This window comes from Streptomyces sp. NPDC006610 (assembly GCF_040611575.1).
In the GTDB taxonomy this organism is placed as follows: Bacteria; Actinomycetota; Actinomycetes; order Streptomycetales; family Streptomycetaceae; genus Streptomyces.
The window spans coordinates 59,783-77,261 of sequence record NZ_JBEXOP010000037.1; the positions used below are offsets into that span (position 1 = coordinate 59,783).

The 17,479-nt window shown below is 70.8% G+C and carries 19 protein-coding genes and 1 pseudogene; 11 read left to right on the top strand and 9 right to left on the bottom strand.

The annotated features are described in order from the left end of the window. The first annotated feature begins 58 nt into the window (after positions 1-58). Together ABZY13_RS25940 and ABZY13_RS25945 are read left to right on the top strand one after the other, a co-directional pair. A complete protein-coding gene (locus ABZY13_RS25940; protein ID WP_356634762.1) occupies positions 59-1,261 on the top strand; it encodes an IS110 family transposase in 1,203 nt (400 codons plus the stop codon). A gap of 154 nt (positions 1,262-1,415) precedes the next feature. Further along, the gene (locus ABZY13_RS25945; RefSeq protein ID WP_356634764.1) at positions 1,416-1,766 is read left to right on the top strand and encodes a DUF6233 domain-containing protein; all 351 of its coding nucleotides are present in this window, start codon (positions 1,416-1,418) and stop codon (positions 1,764-1,766) included. Positions 1,767-2,148: 382 nt separating this feature from the next. Here the strand turns inward: ABZY13_RS25945 and ABZY13_RS25950 are convergent, their stop codons facing one another. From ABZY13_RS25950 to ABZY13_RS25975, 6 genes and pseudogenes are all read right to left on the bottom strand, one after another. Then, positions 2,149-2,724, bottom strand: coding sequence for an AAA family ATPase (locus ABZY13_RS25950; protein ID WP_356634766.1), 576 nt, complete (start codon positions 2,722-2,724; stop codon positions 2,149-2,151). Continuing rightward, entirely contained in the window at positions 2,721-3,575 is an 855-nt protein-coding gene (locus tag ABZY13_RS25955; RefSeq protein WP_356634768.1) for a replication-relaxation family protein, read from the bottom strand. Before ABZY13_RS25955 ends, ABZY13_RS25950 begins: the two co-directional genes overlap by 4 nt. Before the next feature lie 124 nt (positions 3,576-3,699). Then, a complete protein-coding gene (locus ABZY13_RS25960; RefSeq protein ID WP_356634770.1) occupies positions 3,700-3,903 on the bottom strand; it encodes a hypothetical protein in 204 nt (67 codons plus the stop codon). Between the two features lie 791 nt (positions 3,904-4,694). Beyond that, complete coding sequence (locus tag ABZY13_RS25965; protein ID WP_356634772.1) at positions 4,695-4,820, bottom strand: hypothetical protein; 126 nt, start codon at positions 4,818-4,820, stop codon at positions 4,695-4,697. Positions 4,821-5,275: 455 nt separating this feature from the next. Then, positions 5,276-5,461: a hypothetical protein gene (locus ABZY13_RS25970; protein ID WP_356634804.1), complete on the bottom strand. Its 186-nt coding sequence runs from the start codon at positions 5,459-5,461 to the stop codon at positions 5,276-5,278. A gap of 41 nt (positions 5,462-5,502) precedes the next feature. Then, positions 5,503-5,595 (bottom strand): annotated as a pseudogene (locus ABZY13_RS25975) (flavin reductase family protein); the annotation flags it as partial. Between the two features lie 1,049 nt (positions 5,596-6,644). On the opposite strand from ABZY13_RS25975, the gene ABZY13_RS25980 reads away from it, so the two are divergent. Further along, positions 6,645-7,676, top strand: coding sequence for a cytochrome P450 (locus tag ABZY13_RS25980; RefSeq protein WP_356634774.1), 1,032 nt, complete (start codon positions 6,645-6,647; stop codon positions 7,674-7,676). Between the two features lie 386 nt (positions 7,677-8,062). Here the strand turns inward: ABZY13_RS25980 and ABZY13_RS25985 are convergent, their stop codons facing one another. From ABZY13_RS25985 to ABZY13_RS25995, 3 genes are all read right to left on the bottom strand, one after another. Further along, complete coding sequence (locus ABZY13_RS25985) at positions 8,063-8,236, bottom strand: hypothetical protein (protein WP_356634776.1); 174 nt, start codon at positions 8,234-8,236, stop codon at positions 8,063-8,065. Between the two features lie 26 nt (positions 8,237-8,262). Beyond that, positions 8,263-8,619 (bottom strand): PRC-barrel domain-containing protein, encoded by a 357-nt coding sequence (locus tag ABZY13_RS25990; RefSeq protein ID WP_356634778.1) that lies wholly within the window; start codon positions 8,617-8,619, stop codon positions 8,263-8,265. A gap of 355 nt (positions 8,620-8,974) precedes the next feature. After that, complete coding sequence (locus ABZY13_RS25995; RefSeq protein WP_356634780.1) at positions 8,975-9,352, bottom strand: nuclear transport factor 2 family protein; 378 nt, start codon at positions 9,350-9,352, stop codon at positions 8,975-8,977. A gap of 697 nt (positions 9,353-10,049) precedes the next feature. Here ABZY13_RS25995 and ABZY13_RS26000 point away from each other — a divergent pair. From ABZY13_RS26000 to ABZY13_RS26035, 8 genes are all read left to right on the top strand, one after another. Beyond that, a complete protein-coding gene (locus ABZY13_RS26000; RefSeq protein ID WP_356634782.1) occupies positions 10,050-11,114 on the top strand; it encodes an NAD-dependent epimerase/dehydratase family protein in 1,065 nt (354 codons plus the stop codon). Next, entirely contained in the window at positions 11,111-11,947 is an 837-nt protein-coding gene (locus ABZY13_RS26005) for a UbiA family prenyltransferase (protein WP_356634784.1), read from the top strand. Before ABZY13_RS26000 ends, ABZY13_RS26005 begins: the two co-directional genes overlap by 4 nt. Continuing rightward, positions 11,947-13,128, top strand: coding sequence for a geranylgeranyl reductase family protein (locus ABZY13_RS26010; protein WP_356634786.1), 1,182 nt, complete (start codon positions 11,947-11,949; stop codon positions 13,126-13,128). The genes ABZY13_RS26005 and ABZY13_RS26010 overlap by 1 nt, the downstream gene beginning before the upstream one ends. Then, the gene (locus ABZY13_RS26015) at positions 13,125-14,207 is read left to right on the top strand and encodes a 3-oxoacyl-[acyl-carrier-protein] synthase III C-terminal domain-containing protein (protein ID WP_356634788.1); all 1,083 of its coding nucleotides are present in this window, start codon (positions 13,125-13,127) and stop codon (positions 14,205-14,207) included. Before ABZY13_RS26010 ends, ABZY13_RS26015 begins: the two co-directional genes overlap by 4 nt. Positions 14,208-14,210: 3 nt before the next feature. After that, positions 14,211-14,729, top strand: a complete 519-nt coding sequence (locus tag ABZY13_RS26020) for an isoprenylcysteine carboxylmethyltransferase family protein (protein ID WP_356634790.1) — start codon at positions 14,211-14,213, stop codon at positions 14,727-14,729. Positions 14,730-14,739: 10 nt separating this feature from the next. After that, entirely contained in the window at positions 14,740-15,768 is a 1,029-nt protein-coding gene (locus ABZY13_RS26025; protein ID WP_356634792.1) for an NAD(P)/FAD-dependent oxidoreductase, read from the top strand. Positions 15,769-16,335: 567 nt separating this feature from the next. Next, a complete protein-coding gene (locus ABZY13_RS26030) occupies positions 16,336-16,863 on the top strand; it encodes a hypothetical protein (RefSeq protein ID WP_356634794.1) in 528 nt (175 codons plus the stop codon). 281 nt (positions 16,864-17,144) lie between these two features. Beyond that, the coding region (locus tag ABZY13_RS26035) for a hypothetical protein (RefSeq protein ID WP_356634806.1) at positions 17,145-17,479 on the top strand (335 nt) is incomplete at its 3' end.

The window sequence follows — 17,479 nt, forward strand, 5'->3', positions numbered from 1 at the left end:
ATGCGCGCACGACGCCAACGCCCAGGCCAGCACCACACGCCCCGTTCGGGAGGACGGCTTGAACGAGTACGACGACATAGGCGTCTTCCTGGGCCTGGATGTCGGGAAGAGCGCTCACCACGGACACGGACTCACTCCGGCCGGCAAGAAGGTCTTCGACAAGCAGCTGCCCAACACCGAACCGAAGCTGAGGCAGGTCTTCGACAAGCTCCGCGAGAAGTTCGGCACCGTCCTGGTCGTCGTGGACCAGCCGGCCTCGATCGGCGCTCTGCCGCTGACGGTGGCCCGCGACACGGGCTGCCAGGTCGCCTATCTACCGGGCCTGTCGATGCGGCGGATCGCTGACCTCTACCCGGGCGAGGCGAAGACCGACGCCCGCGACGCAGCCGTCATCGCGGACGCCGCCCGCACCATGCCGCACACCCTGCGTTCGCTGGAGCTGACCGACGAGATCACCGCCGAGCTCACCGTCCTCGTCGGCTTCGACCAGGACCTGGCGGCCGAGGCCACCCGCACCAGCAACCGGATCCGGGGCCTGCTCACCCAGTTCCACCCGTCCCTGGAACGAGTCCTGGGCCCGCGTCTGGATCACCAGGCGGTCACCTGGCTGCTGGAACGCTACGGATCCCCGGCCGCGCTGCGAAAAGCCGGACGCCGCAGGCTGGTTGAGGTGGTCCGGCCCAAGGCCCCGCGCATGGCGAAGCGGCTGATCGACGACGTCTTCGAGGCGCTCGACGAGCAGACCGTCGTGGTCCCGGGCACCGGCACGCTGGACGTCGTGATCCCGTCGCTGGCCCGCTCGCTCGGCGCCGTTCACGAACAAAGGCGGGCGGCAGAAGCCCAGATCGCAGTCCTGCTGGAGGACCACCCTCTTTCCAAGGTCCTGACGTCGCTGCCCGGCGTCGGCGTCAGGACCGCCGCCGCACTCCTGGTCACCGTCGGCGACGGCACCAGCTTCCCCACCGCCGCCCACCTCGCCTCCTACGCCGGCCTCGCCCCGACCACGAAGTCCTCGGGGACCTCGATCCACGGCGAACACGCGCCCCGAGGCGGCAACCGGCAGCTCAAACGTGCGATGTTCCTGTCCGCGTTCGCTGCCCTGCACGATCCCGCCTCCCGCACCTACTACGACAAATGCCGGGCCAGAGGAAAGACCCACACGCAAGCCCTTCTCCGCTTGGCCCGCCAGCGGATCAACGTCCTGTTCGCGATGCTCCGCGACGGCACCTTCTACGAACCCAGACCCCCACGCCTCGCTTGACGAAAGACATAGAGGCACCCCCCCCTCGCCACCTGAGAGGTCAATCTTCAGTGGCACAAACGGCAGTTCGTCAACCTTCGGCGGGAATCAGTCAAGGTGCGGTGTCACAGGACACCCGAGACCCGCAGTCCTCCGGACGCCTACAACCGAACGGGTGAACGATGAACCGTCGCGGCTCCAGCTGCTCCACTTCGCCCGCCGCGTCGTGGTCCAGCAGGCCACGGCGGCACTCGCCCAGATCGACCACTGGATCGCGGCGGGAAAACGACGCGAGACCGAACGGCGCCGCGGCGAAGACATGAGCCCGCCGCCGGCGGAATGGCGCCTGCAGCACGGGCTGAACAAGCGCAACGCCGACTCGGTTCACCGGGGCGACTGCTGGGCCGCAACCAATAGCGGGCGATGCCGCCCGGTGAGCCGCGACCAGGCGATGCAGGCCCTCCGCCACCAGGTGCCGACCTGCATCCACTGCCGACCCGATACCGCCCTCGGCATCCTCGACTGACCCCACCTCCGCACCCTCTCGGCGGCGCCGACCGGCCCGCCGGGTGACCGGGCCCGGCTCACCGCACCCCGAGCGGCCGGCGTGGAAGGCATCCTCCATGACGTGGTCCCTGCCTCAGCCGATGCTGACCGCGGCCGCGAACAGCCCCGCCCTGCCAGCCGGGTGTGCCACGGAGCCGAAGCGGGACGGCTACCGCGCCCAGCTCGCCGTCCACGCCGGAGGCCGGGTACTGCTGCGCTCGAGGCAGGACACGGACATGACGTCGGTTCTGTCTCCACTCTGTTCTGTTGCTCTCAGGCAGTCAGGTGCAAAGAAGACGCTGCTCATCACGCATATGGACCTGCCGCGTCCCGCAACAGAACGGAGGACCCTTCATCGCGGGCTAGCTGATCATCCTCGTGCCATCCGACAGATACCGTGCGCGGAGGCGGGTGAACGCCGTGGGGGTCGGGCGGAGTGGAAGGAATTCCTTGATCTGCTGGGCGCACTCACGCGGGCTGGCAGTGCTGGTATCGCACTCCAGGTCGTAGTCGCCGTGGCTGTGGACCAGGTCGAATTGGTGCTCTGCCAAGCCTCTGGGGCGATCACCCCGAGCCTGCTCGCGGCGGGCGAGCTCATCCGGCTGACAGTGGACGCCTACGAACAGCACATCCTCGGGACGCAGCACTTCCAGGCAATCGAGTAGCCGCCATCGCTCACTGAAGACGTGGTCAACCACGACGTCGTTGCCCGACTCAGCCATGGCTGCGATCGAGCGGTGGAAGCCCATCCTGGTCCGTCTCAGCACAGCGTCGAGCTCCTCGGGGTTGAGGGCCCGCTGGGTGCGCATTGCGTTGAATGTGTCCACTGCCAAGTGGAAGAAGACACCGTCGTCCAGGATGTGCAGCAGTTCCCGGGCAATACTCGACTTTCCGGAGCTGGACGTGCCGTTAAGGAAGATGATCCGGCCAGGTGTCATGCGGAGATGATCACACAGGGTTGGTTGGCAAGGCTTAGCACGGTGTCTCCATGTCGTAGATGCCCTGCTTCGCCTGAGGCTGTTTCAAGCTGTTCTTCCCGGGCGGCCTGGCGGCGGCGGGCGAGGTAGGCGTCCCGGCGGGCGTTGCCGATGGCGTCCAGCAGCGGCTGGCGGTGGTCGCGGCCGAAGCGCCAGAAGGCGGGCCCGGCCAGGCCGTGCTCGCGCAGCTCCTGAAGCGTGGTCGCCACGATCGGGATGCAGCGGTCGTAGGAGTGGTAACCGCCTCCGGGATGCCACCGGCCCTGCCAGTGGTGGCGGGTGAGGTCGGCGACCCTGGCCATCCGGTTCTTGGCGGAGCGTTGGCCGGCCCGGTGGAAGACGAGCAGGACCGGCGGGTGCACCTGCTCGTACTCCTCGGCGGCGGGTGCCCACCAGCGGGTGCGCCACATCGGCTTCTCGATGCCGTCGGTGTCTTTCTCCTGCCGTTGGAAGAACCGCGCGTACTCGTGCCACTTCTGCGCGATCAGGACGGCTTCCTCGGTGCAGTTGTCGACCTCGATGAACAGCAGCGGTACCCTGGCCTCCAGGGCGGTCAGGACGACGTCGGCGCGGGCGCTGCCGATCGCGGGGTTCTTCCAGATGCCCTTTACCAGGAGCACGACCTCGGTGGCGTAGGAGGCGAGGGTGCCGATCCCGCCGGATGCCTCGACGGCGGCCCTCGCGCCCGCGACCGCTTCGGCCGGCTCCCGCATGACCTTGTTCAGGTTCGGCTTCGGGCGGATCAGCGCGATGACCGTCTCGTTCACCGTCATCGGGTGCGAGGCGCCGGAGCGGCCCGCGCTCTTGGGCATGCCGCCCATCTCCTCCAGCTCACGGCCCAGGTCGATCGCCGCGGCGGCCAGACCGTCCTTCGTGAGCAGCCGAGTCTCCTCACCGCCCCGCGGTCGACGGCCAGGCCGTGACGCCGCAGGTCGTTCACCGCCGCGCGGTGGGAGGCGGTTCGGGCCCCTTCTGCTTGGCCGCCGTCGGCTTGAGGGCGTGCCGGTAGGTCAGGTGCGGCAGGGACAGCCGCTGAATCTGGTCGGCGGTGGCGGCCTTGAGCACCCCGAGGATGCGCAGCACATCCGCGCGCAGGTCGTTGCTCGATCCCGCCTCGTTCTTCTTGCGCTTGCCCGCCATCAGGCTCGCCCTCCCGTCGTCCGCGACCGGCCAGCGGCCGGGCGCCGGCCCCCGGCCGTGGAGGGGACCGGGCCCCCGAACCCGATGATCTCCCCACCACCGACAACCAACTCGAGGGCAAAGGGAGAGCGGAGGGTTGTGACGATCCGGCACGGACCCGGAAACCCGCGCTGACAAGGGGGAATGGCGGATGCGTGGCTGCCGGGCACGGAAGTGGCTTCGGCAGCGGGAACGCAAGCGCCAGCGGCAGGACCTCACGAGGGCTTGCCCAGCAGCCGGAACAACGGGCGCGGCCAGGCCGGGCGGCGACGGCTTGCGGGGCCGGGCTCCAGGATTGCGACCGTGCGGGGCGGCGGGAAGGGGCGGGTCGTTCGGGTGCGGGCACGGTGTCCTCGTTCCTCCGGCCTGCCGGCCGGATCGGTGGTCGTCCGGCCCGCGCGCGGATGTGCGCACGGGCCGGAGCCACCGTGAGGAAGGACCCCTTGTCCGCGGTCTGACCGTGGCCGGTAGCGGGCGTGGTCAATGGACAAACGCGGTCGTGGTCGGGGCGGTAGCAGAGGGGGGACAAGGGGCCGTGGCCGGCTGCGTGGGTCGGGCCGACCACCCTGGAAAACGGGGTGACGTGCGACCTTTGCAGCCCTGCTTCGTCCGTCCGGCTCGGGTGGAGAATTCTGTTGAGTCGGCACGGAGCGCGGTACCGGTGTTGTCCACAAGCCCGTCTCTCCGTGCCGCTCGCCGAACCCGGCGTGCGACTCTCACCGCACCGGGTCTGCCCGTCTGGGGAAGGAGTACTACTTCTTGCGGGCCTTGCTCACCAAAAACGCTACCCCGACAATGAGCACCAGGGCGACAGCAATGATCCAGAAGGGCGGAGTGCCCTCCCCGGCGCCCTTGGCAAGGATCTGGCCGTATGACATTAGTTCTCCTGTCTGCTGGTTATCCCTTGTCGGTTCCTAGTTCAGGACGCTGCTTGCGGCCTTCTCGCCCAGTTCGCCGGCGCCGTATCCAATGCCGAAGAAGTAGACGGCGGTGCCCTGGAGCCGATCTCCCTCCTTCACTGCGTACTCGCGGGCCTTCTCGGGGCTGACGAGCGAGGCGGATTTTCAGCGCCGCCAGGCTGCGGGCGAGATCGTCGGCGATGCTGAGCAGGCCCACCAGGTTCACGCGCGCTGGCGGGGTGGGGGCAGTTCGTCGAGGTAGCTGTCCAGCGGTTCCAGCGGTTCGTGCAGGTCGGTCAAGGTTCCCCCCGGGGCGGGTGCCAACCCCCCATTCTTCGTGGGGCTCGCGGGTGAAGTCGCAGATCGGCCACGCCCTGGCCGATTGCCATCCCCTCACCGGTCACGGCCCGCTCCCCTGCCGTGAGCGGAAGGGGTCAGAGGAGGTACTGCCACTTGGTCATGCGGTCCTGCAGGTCGAGCACCGGGCCGTCCACGGTGAAGGCGCCGTCGCCGCAGTGGTGGAGCAATTCGAGGGCCGGCTGTGAGGGGTCGGCCCACGCCCGGACCGGCTCCAGGAGGAACAGGCGGTAGGGGCGGAGCAGGTTGGCGCCACCCTGCACTCGATGTTGGCGTGGCACTCGGCGACCAGCGGCGCGTCCACCTGATCAGCGGTGACCGCCGTCAGGGCGAACCGCTCGAGCTTGTCGACGTCGGTGCCCGAGCAGTTGCCGATGTCGCCCACCATGGCCGCCATGCCCGCGGTGGGCACCGCGATCACGCACTCGCCGGTCTCGGCCGAGGACGTGGTCTCCCTGACCTTCCTTGGAGGCGTGGCGGCTGCGGAACCGGCTGCTGCCGGACAGGGAACAGCCGGAGCGGGACGGGCCCTCTAGGACGAACCGGGCGACGGGCTGCGGGGCTGGCTGTACGGCATCGCCACCAACGTGCTGCGCAACACCCGACGGACCGCCCGGCGGCCCAGGGCCGCCCTCGACCGGATGTCTCGGACGCGGGGCGACGAGGAGACGGCGCCCGACTTCGCCGAGTCCCCCACGCGACGCGTGGGGGACTCGGCGAACGGCTGGCGGCCGCCCGTAAGTCGCTGGAGAGGCTGCGTCCGCGCCAACGCGAGTGTTCGCGCTGTGCGTGTGGTCGGGGCTGACCTGGCAGAGGGCCTGTCGTAGCGCACTGTGCCGCTCGGCCGCACCACCGTCTTTGGCCGGTTCCGGCGGTTCATCCGGTTCTGCATGGGAGTAGCGTCACGGACTGATCGAGCCCTCGAGATCGGCCGGTTCACCGTGAATCGGCCGCGCGCGGCGAGAGCGGCAGCAGACGGCGAAATGCCGTACCGGGTCGTAGGACCCTGAAGCGTCGACGGGCAAGGAGGATGACGATGTCGTGGGTGACCAGCAGCCTTCGGGCGCTCAGCGGTGAGATGCGTGCACGGTGGCACGGGTACTTCGTCGGCTACGGGCAGCAGGACTGACGCTCGGCAGCCGGAGACTCCGACCGGCAAGGGAGGGCAGCCACGATGTCATGGATCACCAGAAGCCTTCGGTGGCTCAGCGGTGAGGCGCGTACGCGTCGCAACCAGTACGGCGACAGGTACGGGCGCAACGCCTGATGTGCCCTCCGTCAAGGGATGGGACGAGCGGCCGAGCCATCGCGCGTCCTGTCCCTCGTCAGATGGGTGTTTGACCCATGTTCCTGGACAGGAAGAGTCTGTGGCCGCACCTGCGACGGTGGGAGGAACAGGCCGCGGACCACGACGGTCCGTTCAGGCTCCGCTTCGGAACCCTCCTTGTGGCCGATGCTGACGCGGCCCGCGACGTCCTGGTCGACTCGGCCGGCAATTACCTGTCCCAGTCCGGCTTCTACCGCTTGGGACCAAAACCCCTCCCCCAGGCGGTCCGGAGCGAAGCCTCCCGCGAGTTGATCAGGGTTTTGGCCCGGCACGATCTCGCGTCGTCCTTCGACCTCGGCACCGCCCTCGGTGAGGTGAGTGAGGGCCGCGGCCGTCTGCGGCACCAGCGCTGGGGTGTCGAGCTGGTCCGGCGGTACTTCGCCCCCGTCATCGCGCACCAGCGTCATACCGAGATCAACGCGCTCGTCGACACCTACGTGACGTCGAGCGTCGTCGCCGACGACATCGTCGGCCACGTGCTGAGACGCTCGCACCGCACGGTGCCCGCCGTCCGGGCCGGGCTCGCCGAACAACTCGGCCGGCTGCCGGCGCCGGAAGGCGGCGTGCAGGACCTGGTCGATCTGGTACTCGGCCTGCCCGGCGAACTGTCACCCCTGGATCGCGCACAACTGCTGCAACGTCTCGTCCTGTCCACGGTCGGCTTCACCGGTGTGACTCTCGAATGGGTGGTGATGCTCGGCATCCAGCACGGCTACGACACCCCGGCGGTGCGGCAGGAACAGGTCCATCGGCTGGTCAGGGAGGCGCTGCGCCTGTACCCGACCGCGTGGCGCCTGGTCCGGGTGGCCACCACCGACCATGAGGTTGCCGGCGTCCAGGTCCGCGAGGGCGAGCACCTCCTGATCGGCACGCACGCGATCCACCGGTCGGCGGCCGTATGGGACAGTCCACTGGACTTCCGTCCCACGCGCTGGGAGCAGCCGACCGACGACCAGCGGCGCTCCTACCTCCCCTTCGGCAAAGGCGACGGCATGTGCCCGGCGAACGGCTTCGCCGCCAAGGCACTCGAACACCTCGGCCACCTCATTCTTCACGGCCACCGGGGGCACGTGCGGCTGCACGCCCGCAAGCCTCACGTCCGCACGCTCCTGGCCCCACCGGCCGGCTGGACCCGCCTGTTGGCCGACTGAAGCACTCCGTCATACCGCGCCCAGCGGCGCGATACCGCAAGGTGACCGAAGCGGGGGCCAGCGCGTTGGTATGGCCATGCCCGCGATGCCCGTATCGCCGGTGCCCGGTGCCCGGGATCGACCCGGCCGACAGCGCCGTGAGGCCGTCCGGCTTTCACTTGGACGCACCGATCCACTCCACGCTGGCAGTCCACTGGAAGGCGGCCGGGTGTGTCCTGCCCGGCCACGGGCGGACCGGAGTGGACGATGCCGGCAAGCCGCCCACTCGACATACCGGCGTGGGGGCACTGCCTTCCCCGGGACACGCACCACGCCATCCTGCCGGCAGCCTGTCCGGCCGCCCGGGCTGTCGGCACCGCCCGGCATAGGTTGGGCGTCGTCCAGCCTCAGCGAACCCTACGCTGATGCCGGCCGGAGCGCCGAATGTGCATGCCCAAGTGCACCAGGGCCGCGACGAGCACCACGATTCCGATGATGAGCAGGTAGAACAGTCCTTCGGCGACGACGCCGATGATGCCCAGCACGATTGCCGCGATGACGAGGGTCAGGAAAAACGTCATGCCGTAAGGCACCTCCTCATCAGGGGTCAGCGGCGGGCGAGCTGCCGCTCACCGTTCGCGCCGGGTTGGTAGGGCAGGCCGTAGTGCGTGAACACCGCCCCCTCGTCCTCGGCCGGCAGCACATCGTCAGTGCCGATCGCCGGGCACTTCTTCACCAGGGAGCGGTCGTAGTCGACTCTGACGTAGGCCGGCCCCACGATCGCGCCGTTCAACGGGACGAAGACCAGGCGGCGGCGGGTGGGCAGCCCGATCTGGACGGTGGCCATAGCGGGCTCGTCAGTGCTGGTGTCCACGTAGACGGCCTCCAGCGTGCCGATCTTGTGGCCGGCCGCGTCGAGGACGTCGTGAGTGCGCCACTCACGGATATCCGCACTCTGGATCATCCTTGGGTTTCCCTTCGCGCGGCGGTGTACCCGAAGAGGGCATTTGCGGAGTGCCCGCACCAGCCCTGGTGACACCTTTAGCCGCAGGACGGCTCAGATAGCCCCAGGACGGCTCAGACTGGTGCCGTGGAACGTTCAACCGGTCGACTCGGGCGCCGCTGGCTAGTTCGACTCCCGGTCACAGAGCCCCACGCTGCTGCACTGCTGAGCCCATGCTCTGCAGGTCGAGCTGGATGTGCACGTCGGTGAACTCGACTGGGCGTGCGACCGTGTTGGTGGTCCGACGGTTGGATGTGCGGTGGGGTCCGAGCGCCGGAGCGGGGCGAGTGCGGGAGGACAGCAACAGAAGGGTGACTCAGGATGCGGACGCCTCGATCTCCCCAGCAAAGACGATAATCTGGTCGATGAGGCTCCGCCGCAGATGGACGACGTCCGTTCCCGCCAGGCGGGGGCCTCCATTGGGCGTGGTGAAGACCCACTGGTATCGGGCCCACTCATCAGGCATGTCCACCGCTGAGCAGCGCACCATCGTGCCGGTCCCCGCTGGGTGGTGCCGGATGTCCAGCACGAACCGCTCGACCGCCGCGATCCCTTCGCTGCGGCCCAGCGGCCCCCAGAGAACCACGTCCGAGGTCAGGGCCTGGGCAAGCAGAGCAGTCACATAGCCGTCGTCGGAGGCGTTGAACGCGGAGATGAACGTGTCGATCGCGGAGCGTGCGGTCTCTTCCTGCATGCCCCAGTAATACCAGCCGTTTCGCGTGCCCTCGTCCCGCGAGCCGCCTCCCGCTCACCGGCGGAGACGGTTCTTCCCGGTCGAATACCCCTTCACCAAGGACCTCACAACCGGCAACCGACAACCGACCGCAGCGGCCGCCGCGGCATCGACGGCCGACGTCCGCTCCCCCGCTCCCTCCGGTGCGGTGTCGCCAAGACCGACACAGCGCCGACGCGCGAGCACCACACCTGCCCGCCCCGGTCCCCCGACGACACCCCTACCCGCCTGGCCCGATCATCCGGCTTTCCTCACTGGTCCGGTCGCGAGGAGAGTGCAGGGAGGGATGTCAGGGATCGCCCACGGATGAGACCGCGCGGCAACCCGCAGAACCATGGCTCCAGGGCGGGAAAGGAGCGGGCTGAGGTGAGCGCTGCCGGACGGGTCGGTGAACGCGGCGGGTAGAAGGCCGTGCGAGCTGCTTGTCGCCGCGCCCGGAGGGGTGCTCGCCGCGGAAGGAGGAGCCGGAGACCCCCGTCACGAGTGCCAGACCGGCGTAGGCGGCGAGGGGCCGACGGTGGCGAGGCCGCTGTCGTCTCCGATGTCGCTTCACCTCCGAAGGACGCTCACGCGCAGTGCAGCGGCCGGGTGACGCCGGTGTCCGCCGTATGCCGGAGTGCCCTGTGTGAGAGAAGGGACGACTGGCAACGCATCCTGCATGCGCATCGTGGTCACCGGGGGGACCGGGAACATCGGTTCCGTCGTCGTGCGGCGCTTGCGTGCCGAGGGCGGGCACGACCTCGTGGGTCTGGCCCGGCGGCTGCCCGAGGGCCCTGACAGCCGGGGGGTCGACTGGCGCCCGGCGGACCTCAGCACCGATGCCTGTCACGGCACACTCGTCGAGGCGTTCACCGGCGCGGACGCGGTCGTCCACCTGGCGTGGGGCTTCCAGCCGTCCCACGATCTCGGCTATCTCAGGGAACTCGGGGTCGGCGGCACCCGCCGCGTGCTCCGGGCCGTCGCCGACACCGGTGTCCCGCACCTGCTCCACATGTCCTCGGTCGGCGCCTATTCACCGAAGAAGGACGATCGTCCGGTGAACGAGTCCTGGCCCACCGGGGGCGTGCGCAGTTCGCGGTACAGCCGGCACAAGGCGGCGGCCGAACGTCTCCTCGACCGGTATGAGGCCTCCGGCGCCGGCACGCTCGTCACCCGCCTTCGGCCGGGAATCGTCGGGCAGCGCGCCGCCGGCGGCGCTCTTTCGCGGTACGGCGTTCCGGCCCTCGTCCCCTCCAAGGTGCTGGGGCTGCTGCCGGTCCTGCCGATGGACCGGAGGCTGACCATCCCGATGGTTCACACCGACGACGTCGCCGAGGCGATCGTCACGGTGCTGCACCGGCGCGCGGCAGGTCCGTTCAACCTCGCCGCCGACACGCCCGTGACCGCGGCGGTCATCGCCAACGCGTTCGGCGCCCGGCTGGTGCACGTGCCCTCCCCCGTGGTCCGCGCCGCCATGTCGGCCGCCTGGCACGCGCGCCTGCAACCGGTCGACACCGGGTGGCTCGACATGGGCTTCGCGCTGCCGGTGCTGGATACGACCCGTGCGCGCACGGAGCTCGACTGGGCCCCGGCCAAGGACGGCCCGCAGGTGCTCGCCGAGGTGATCGAGGGCATGAGGGGGGCCGCGTCCGGCCGGACCCCCGTGCTGCGCCCACGCACCGTCCTCGGGGCGCTCGGTGACGCGGTCCGTCGTGGGCCGGTCGCTGTGCGGCGACGCCCGTGACCACCGGCACAGCACCGGCGCCTCCCAAACCGCCGCGCGTGGTCGCGCTGCTCGCCGCCGCCCACGGCGGACCGGCCCTGGCGGTCGCCGCCGTCGCAGGCCTGCTCGCGCTCCGCAACGACCTGGGCCCGCTTGATACCGCCGTCATCACCGCTGCGGTACTCGCCGGGCAGTTCACGATCGGTTGGGGCAACGACCTGCGGGACCTGCCTCGCGACCGTGCCGTCTGCCGGGCCGGGAAACCCTTGGTCGCCGGAGCCCTCCCCGTCGGCGCGGTGGTGCGCGCCCTGGCCGTGGCCTCACTCGCCTGCATCGTGCTGTCCGCGCTCGCCGGCTGGCGCAGCGGGCTGGTCAACGTCGTCTTCGGCGCCGGCGCGGGCCACGCCTACAACCTGGGGCTCAAATCGACCCGGTGGTCGTGGATGCCGTACGCCAGCGCGTTCGGGACGCTGCCCTCGGTCGTCACCCTCGCCGGTCCTGCCCCGGCCTGGGCGCCGCTGTGGATGACCGGTGCCGGAGCCGCGCTCGGTGTCGCGGCACATCTGCTCAACACGCTGCCCGACCTCGCCGACGACGAACGCACCGATGTCCGCGGACTGCCGCACCGGATCGGCGAGCGCCCTTCGCGCACCCTGGCCGCCGTGCTGCTGGCCGTCGCCTCGCTGCTGGCCGTGCTCGGTCCCGCCGGGTCCCCTCCGGCATGGGCGTCGGCGGTCCTCGCCCCGATGGCGTTCCTCGTGGTCCTCACGGCGGTCGCTCACGGCCGTGCTCCCTTCCGGGCCGCGGTGGCCGTCGCCCTGCTCGATGCCGTGCTGCTCGTGGCGGCCGGCTGATGGCGCCCACCTCCAGTCGCTGGGACCTCGTGGTGGTCGGCGCCGGGCCGGCCGGTGCCGCCGCCGCCCTGGGCGCGCTGCACGCCGACGCGAGTCTGCGCGTCGCCCTGCTGGACCGGGCGGGCTTCCCGCGGGACAAGGTCTGCGGTGACGGGGTGGCCCCGCACGTCCTCGACCACCTCGCCGAGGTCCGCGTCACCGGTCTCGTCGACGACCGGGTCCCGGTCGAGCGCCTCCGCCTCGGCCGGGGCGGCCTGGTCGTCGAGCGGCGGACGGCCCGCCCGGCGTGGGTGGTGCCGCGCCGCATCTTCGATGCCCGGCTGGTCGACGCGGCCGTCGCCGCGGGCGCCCACCTCCTGCGGCACCGGGTCCGTGATCTGCGGCAGGACACCGATGCGGTGGTCCTTGACGGGGAAGTCCGCGCCGCGGTCGTGGTCGGCGCCGACGGCGACCACTCCGTCGTCCGACGCGCGCTCGGCCGCTCTCGCGGTCCGGTGGCCCTGGCGCTGCGCGGCTACGCCCCGGTCGCACCCGGGCGGCGAGGCGTACAGGTCATCGAGTTCGGCACCCGCCATCAGCCGTCGTACGCCTGGTCGTTCGACCGCGGTGACGGACATGCGAACGTCGGGTACGGCGAGGTCCTCCATGAAGGCCGGCCGGCGCCGACCCGCGCCCAGCTGTTAGAGCGGCTGGAAGCGCTCCTGCCCGGTGCAACCGAGGAGGGACGGAACTGGGCCGGGCACCTCCTTCCGCTCTCGACGGCACGCTGGCGTCCTCCGGCCGGCCGCGTACTGCTCGCGGGCGACGCCGCCTGCCTGGTGAACCCCTTGACCGGCGAGGGCATTCACTACGCCGTGGCCACCGGTATCGCGGCCGGTCGCGCCGCCGCCGCAGCCCTGCGCGACGGACGGCCCGAGCGGGCGGGAGAGCGGTATGCCCGCGTCACCCGCCCGATCCTGCTGCCCCATCTGCGCCACACCGCGCTGGCCGCCCGGCTCGCCCGCACCGCCGATGTCCTCGAGGCCGGGCTGCGGGCCTCAGCCGCCGACCAGCGCGTCTTCGACGACCTCGTCGAACTCGGGCTCGCCGGGGGCCGGCTCACCCCCACCGTCGCGTTCGGTCTCGGCCGGGCGCTCCTCACACCCGTCCGTCCGACCGGCCGTCCTCAGGAGCCAGCATGACCATGCGCGTCCTCGGTGTCTGCGGTGTCCTGCCCGAGCACCGCTACCGACAGGAAGAGATCACCGAGTTCTTCGCCCACATACTGGCTGAGGACACGGTCGACCGCGGCGTCGTCGAACGGTTCCACCGCAACACGTGCGTCGAAACCCGGCACACCGTGCTGGCGCTGGAGGAGTACACCCGCCTCGGGGACTTCGGCCAGTCGAACGATGCCTTCATCCGGACAGGCGTCGAACTGGGCGGCCGCGCGGTCGTCAACGCGCTCAAGGAGGCCGGCCTCACGCCGACCGACGTCGACTTCATCGTGTCGTGCACGGTGACCGGCCTGGCCGTCCCCCCGCTCGAAGCCCGCATCGCGGCGGAGATCGGGCTGCGCCCCGACGTGGTGCGCATGCCCCTGGTCGGCCTCGGCTGTGTCGCCGGCGCGGCCGGCATCGCACGCCTGAACGACCTGCTGCGCGGCCGCCCCGACGGGGTCGCGGTGCTGGTGTCGGTCGAGTTGTGCTCGCTCACGTTCCAGCGCGAGGACACCTCGCTCGCCAATCTCGTGGCGAGCGGCCTGTTCGGGGACGGCGCCGCGGCGGTGGTCGCCGTCGGTTCCCAGCATCCGCTCGCCCGGTCCGACGACCCCGCCCGCCCCGAGGTCCTCGCCTCGCGCAGTCGCCTCTACCCCGGCTCGGAACGCATGATGGGCTGGGACGTCGGGTCCGGCGGACTCAGGATCGTGCTCGACTCCTCGGTCCCCGACCTGGTGCGCCGGTACGTCGGCGACGACGTTCGCGGCTTCCTCGCCGACCACGCCCTCACCGACGACGACATCGGCTGGTACGTCGCGCACCCCGGTGGCCCCAAGGTGTTGGCAGCACTGCAGGAAGTGCTCCGGATCGAGCGTGACGCCCTGGGGGTGACGTGGGACTCGCTGCGCCGGATCGGCAACCTGTCCTCCTCCTCGGTGCTGCACGTCCTGGCGGACACGCTCGCCGACCGCCCTCCGCGGCCCGGCTCCCACGGGCTCATGCTCGCCCTGGGTCCGGGCTTCTGCTCCGAGCTCGTGCTGCTGCGCGTCCCGGGAGGATGAGAGGTGAGCGGCGAAGCCTTGTTCACCGTCCTGGTCCTGGCCGTCGGCCTGGAACGGGTCGCCGAACTGTTCGTGTCCCACCGCAACGCCGTCCGCAGCCTCGCACAGGGCGGCGTGGAGGCCGGGCGGGGTCACTACCCGTTCATGGTGGTGCTGCACACGGGCCTGCTGGTCGGCGCGCTCGTGGAGGTATGGGTGCGGCGGCCGGACCTCGTACCGGGTCTCGCCTGGGCCATGCTCGCCCTCGTCGCGGCCTCGCAGGCGCTGCGCTGGTGGTGCATCGCCACCTTGGGCCGGCAATGGAACACCAGGGTGATCGTCGTACCCGGCGCTGCCCGCGTGACCTGCGGCCCCTACCGCCGGCTGCCCCACCCGAACTACCTTGCCGTCGTCGTCGAAGGGCTCGCGCTCCCGCTGGTGCACTCGGCCTGGGTCACGGCCATCGTCTTCACCGTGCTGAACGGATTCCTGCTCGCCACCCGCGTCCGCGTCGAGAACGCCGCCCTGGCACGGCTGGTCTGAGGAGGGGCGCATGGATCTTCTCGTCGCCGGTGGCGGACCGGCGGGTCTCGCCACGGCACTGCACGCGGCTCGGGCAGGCCTTGAGGTCGCCGTCTGGGAGCAGCGCGCCGGTACCGTCGACAAGGCGTGCGGCGAAGGTCTCATGCCGGGTGCCGTCGCCGCCCTGGCAGCGCTCGGTGTGCACCCGCCGGGACACGACCTGCGGGGTATCGCGTACGTCTCCGGGCCGCGTCGCATCGGCGCCGACTTCCGGGCAGGGCCGGGCCGCGGGGTGCGTCGCACCGTCCTGCACGCGGCGCTGCGGGAGGCGGTGCTGGCCGCCGGCGTACGGGTCGAGCAGCGCACGGTGCGCCGTGTCGAGCAGGACGAGGGCGGTGTGGTGGTCGACGGCACCCGTGCCGGGCACCTCGCCGCTGCGGACGGCCTGCACTCGCCGATCCGCCGGTCCCTGGGTCTGCACCGGCCGCGTCGGGCACACCGGCGACACGGGCTGCGCCGCCACTACGTGTTGGCCCCCTGGAGCGATCGCGTCGAGGTGCACTGGGCCCGTGACGCGGAGGCCTACGTGACCCCGGTGAGCGACGACCTCGTCGGCGTCGCGGTGCTCACCGCCGGCCACGGACCGTACGACGACCACCTCGCCGTATTCCCCGAGTTGCGAGAACGGCTGGCCGACGCCGGGTCCAGCGGACCGGTGCGCGGGGCGGGACCGCTCCGCCAGGACACGCACGCACGCACCGCTGGCCGGGTGCTGCTCGTGGGCGATGCGGCCGGTTATGTCGACGCGCTGACCGGTGAGGGCATCGCGCTGGCGCTCGCGCAGGCCTCGGCGGCGGTGCGGGCAGTCGTCGACAACGACCCGGCAGCATACGAGCGGGAGTGGCGACGGCTCACCCGGCGTCACCGCTGGCTGACCCAGGCGCTGCTCGGCGCGACGAGGATCCCCCCGGTCCGCTCGGCGCTGGTGCCCGCGGCACAGCGGCTGCCGGGGTTGTTCTCCGCAGCCGTCGATGCGCTGGCGCGTCCGGCGGGGACGTGATCCCGCGGATTTGGTCCCCCTCTCCGTGTGCGGGCGGAAGGCTCCGGTGCCATTCGTGGGGACGATGACGGCCCGGCCGTTGACCCCTCCGACGTGCAGACGTCCGTGGGCGGGTGGCGCCTCGTCGAGGCAGTGCGTCTCGGTGCGGACGGCAGCAACGCCGGCCGGACGAGACCGATGGTCCCGAACCGGTTCCACGGCCCCGCCGCGGTGCAGGACGGAAGCCGCAGCGTCCAGATCAACCACTTCCACGATCCCGTCAAGGGCACCGCCGTGGCCTTCCCGTGGGGTGCTGTTGTCACGGGGGACCTCAGAGCGCGGCCGGGCACTCGGACGCCAGGCCCGGGGTGTCGAGCGCTGGGGCGGAGAAGGGGCGGCGGCGTTGGCGATGGCAGCGGTGACGAGCCCGTCGGGGACGAAGTCGTTGCGGCCTGGCCGGATATGACCACCGCCATTCACACCCGTGCGTGGGCGCGCACTCGCATGAGCCAGCGCACACGCCTTGCACACGAAGCCGGACGCGAAGACAGTGTCAACACTTGTCACCGAAATTCAGAGGAGAAGGACATGCGCACCACCGCGCTCCTAGGCGCTGCGGCACTCAGCGTCTCCGCCTTAGCCATGGCTGCTCCCGCTTCTGCTTCCACCACCAGCGGCAGCGTGATATGTCCGATCGGCGCTCAGAGCACCACCTACAGCCCGGGGCTGAAGTATGCGCCGCCCGCTCCCACCTCCGTTTCCTCCACCGGCACCCTTGGCGGCTGCGTGTCCACCGATGGCAACCACACCGCCGCGAGCTACACCTTCAACGGAAGCGGCAGCCTCAACTGCCTGACGGGCAGCAGCAGTGGGTCCGGAACCATCGACTGGTCCGATCCGGGAACCAGCCCCTCCCGATTCACCTACACCGCGGCCATCACCGTCCGGCCCAACGGCATCGTCGTCTCCACCCTGACCGGACCAGTCAGTTCCGGCGACTACGCAGGCAACGTCATCAGCGCCACCTTCATCCTGCCCTCGACAGATCTCCTTGGCTGCACCACGTCTCAAGGGCTCACCAATACGTCCGGCGTCTTCACCGCCAGCCTCCTCTGACACCGGCGACTACGCGGACCTCGCCGCCGCTGCGTCGGCCACGTCGCGGCTGCCCGGTCCACCTCCCTCTGCGGGCCGGGCTGAACTGCCGGTCAAGCGCCCTCGGCGGACTTGAGCTCTCGTGGTCGCCGCAACCCCCCACTGCAGGGATGCGATGAACGTCCAAGGTGCCGCGCGTGCAGCCGAAGCTTCGGTGAGGGACACGCACACCCCTCGCTTCCTGGCGCGTGCCGCGGGCATGGTGGCCTCGGGCCTGCGAAGGCACATGAGGGCACCGTCCGATGGCACCGCGCCGAGATGCGACCGGCGTGCCGGCGGCCGAGGTGTTCCTCGGCATCATCCCCGAGGGCATGCGGGCCGTCCTTTTGTACGACCCAGCGGCCGTTGTCCTCGTAGAGGCGGCCCATGAGGTCGACTCGGCGTCGATCAGTACGCGTTCGGTGGGGTCGACCTGTTTCAAGGTGGGCATCTCAACTCGGTCGACGGTGACCTGGACGGGCTGCTCGTTGATGCCGGCCGCAGCGAGGCCCGCGGGGGCCGTGTCCGCCAGGGGGACGCCGTACCTCGCCAGCCGCAGCGGCATCAGGGACTCCACCGGGGCCTTGCGGCGCCAGGA

Excerpts from the sequence above, each read along its gene's own strand:
- ABZY13_RS25995 (WP_356634780.1), bottom strand. The coding sequence starts at position 9,352 with ATGCAGGAAGAGACCGCACGCTCCGCGATCGACACGTTCATCTCCGCG.
- ABZY13_RS26025 (WP_356634792.1), top strand. The coding sequence starts at position 14,740 with ATGGATCTTCTCGTCGCCGGTGGCGGACCGGCGGGTCTCGCCACGGCA.
- ABZY13_RS26030 (WP_356634794.1), top strand. The coding sequence starts at position 16,336 with ATGCGCACCACCGCGCTCCTAGGCGCTGCGGCACTCAGCGTCTCCGCC.
- ABZY13_RS26010 (WP_356634786.1), top strand. The coding sequence starts at position 11,947 with ATGGCGCCCACCTCCAGTCGCTGGGACCTCGTGGTGGTCGGCGCCGGG.
- ABZY13_RS26000 (WP_356634782.1), top strand. The coding sequence starts at position 10,050 with ATGCGCATCGTGGTCACCGGGGGGACCGGGAACATCGGTTCCGTCGTC.
- ABZY13_RS25960 (WP_356634770.1), bottom strand. The coding sequence starts at position 3,903 with ATGGCGGGCAAGCGCAAGAAGAACGAGGCGGGATCGAGCAACGACCTG.
- ABZY13_RS25985 (WP_356634776.1), bottom strand. The coding sequence starts at position 8,236 with ATGACGTTTTTCCTGACCCTCGTCATCGCGGCAATCGTGCTGGGCATC.
- ABZY13_RS25990 (WP_356634778.1), bottom strand. The coding sequence starts at position 8,619 with ATGATCCAGAGTGCGGATATCCGTGAGTGGCGCACTCACGACGTCCTC.
- ABZY13_RS26015 (WP_356634788.1), top strand. The coding sequence starts at position 13,125 with ATGACCATGCGCGTCCTCGGTGTCTGCGGTGTCCTGCCCGAGCACCGC.
- ABZY13_RS25955 (WP_356634768.1), bottom strand. The coding sequence starts at position 3,575 with ATGCCCAAGAGCGCGGGCCGCTCCGGCGCCTCGCACCCGATGACGGTG.
- ABZY13_RS25950 (WP_356634766.1), bottom strand. The coding sequence starts at position 2,724 with ATGACACCTGGCCGGATCATCTTCCTTAACGGCACGTCCAGCTCCGGA.
- ABZY13_RS25965 (WP_356634772.1), bottom strand. The coding sequence starts at position 4,820 with ATGTCATACGGCCAGATCCTTGCCAAGGGCGCCGGGGAGGGCACTCCG.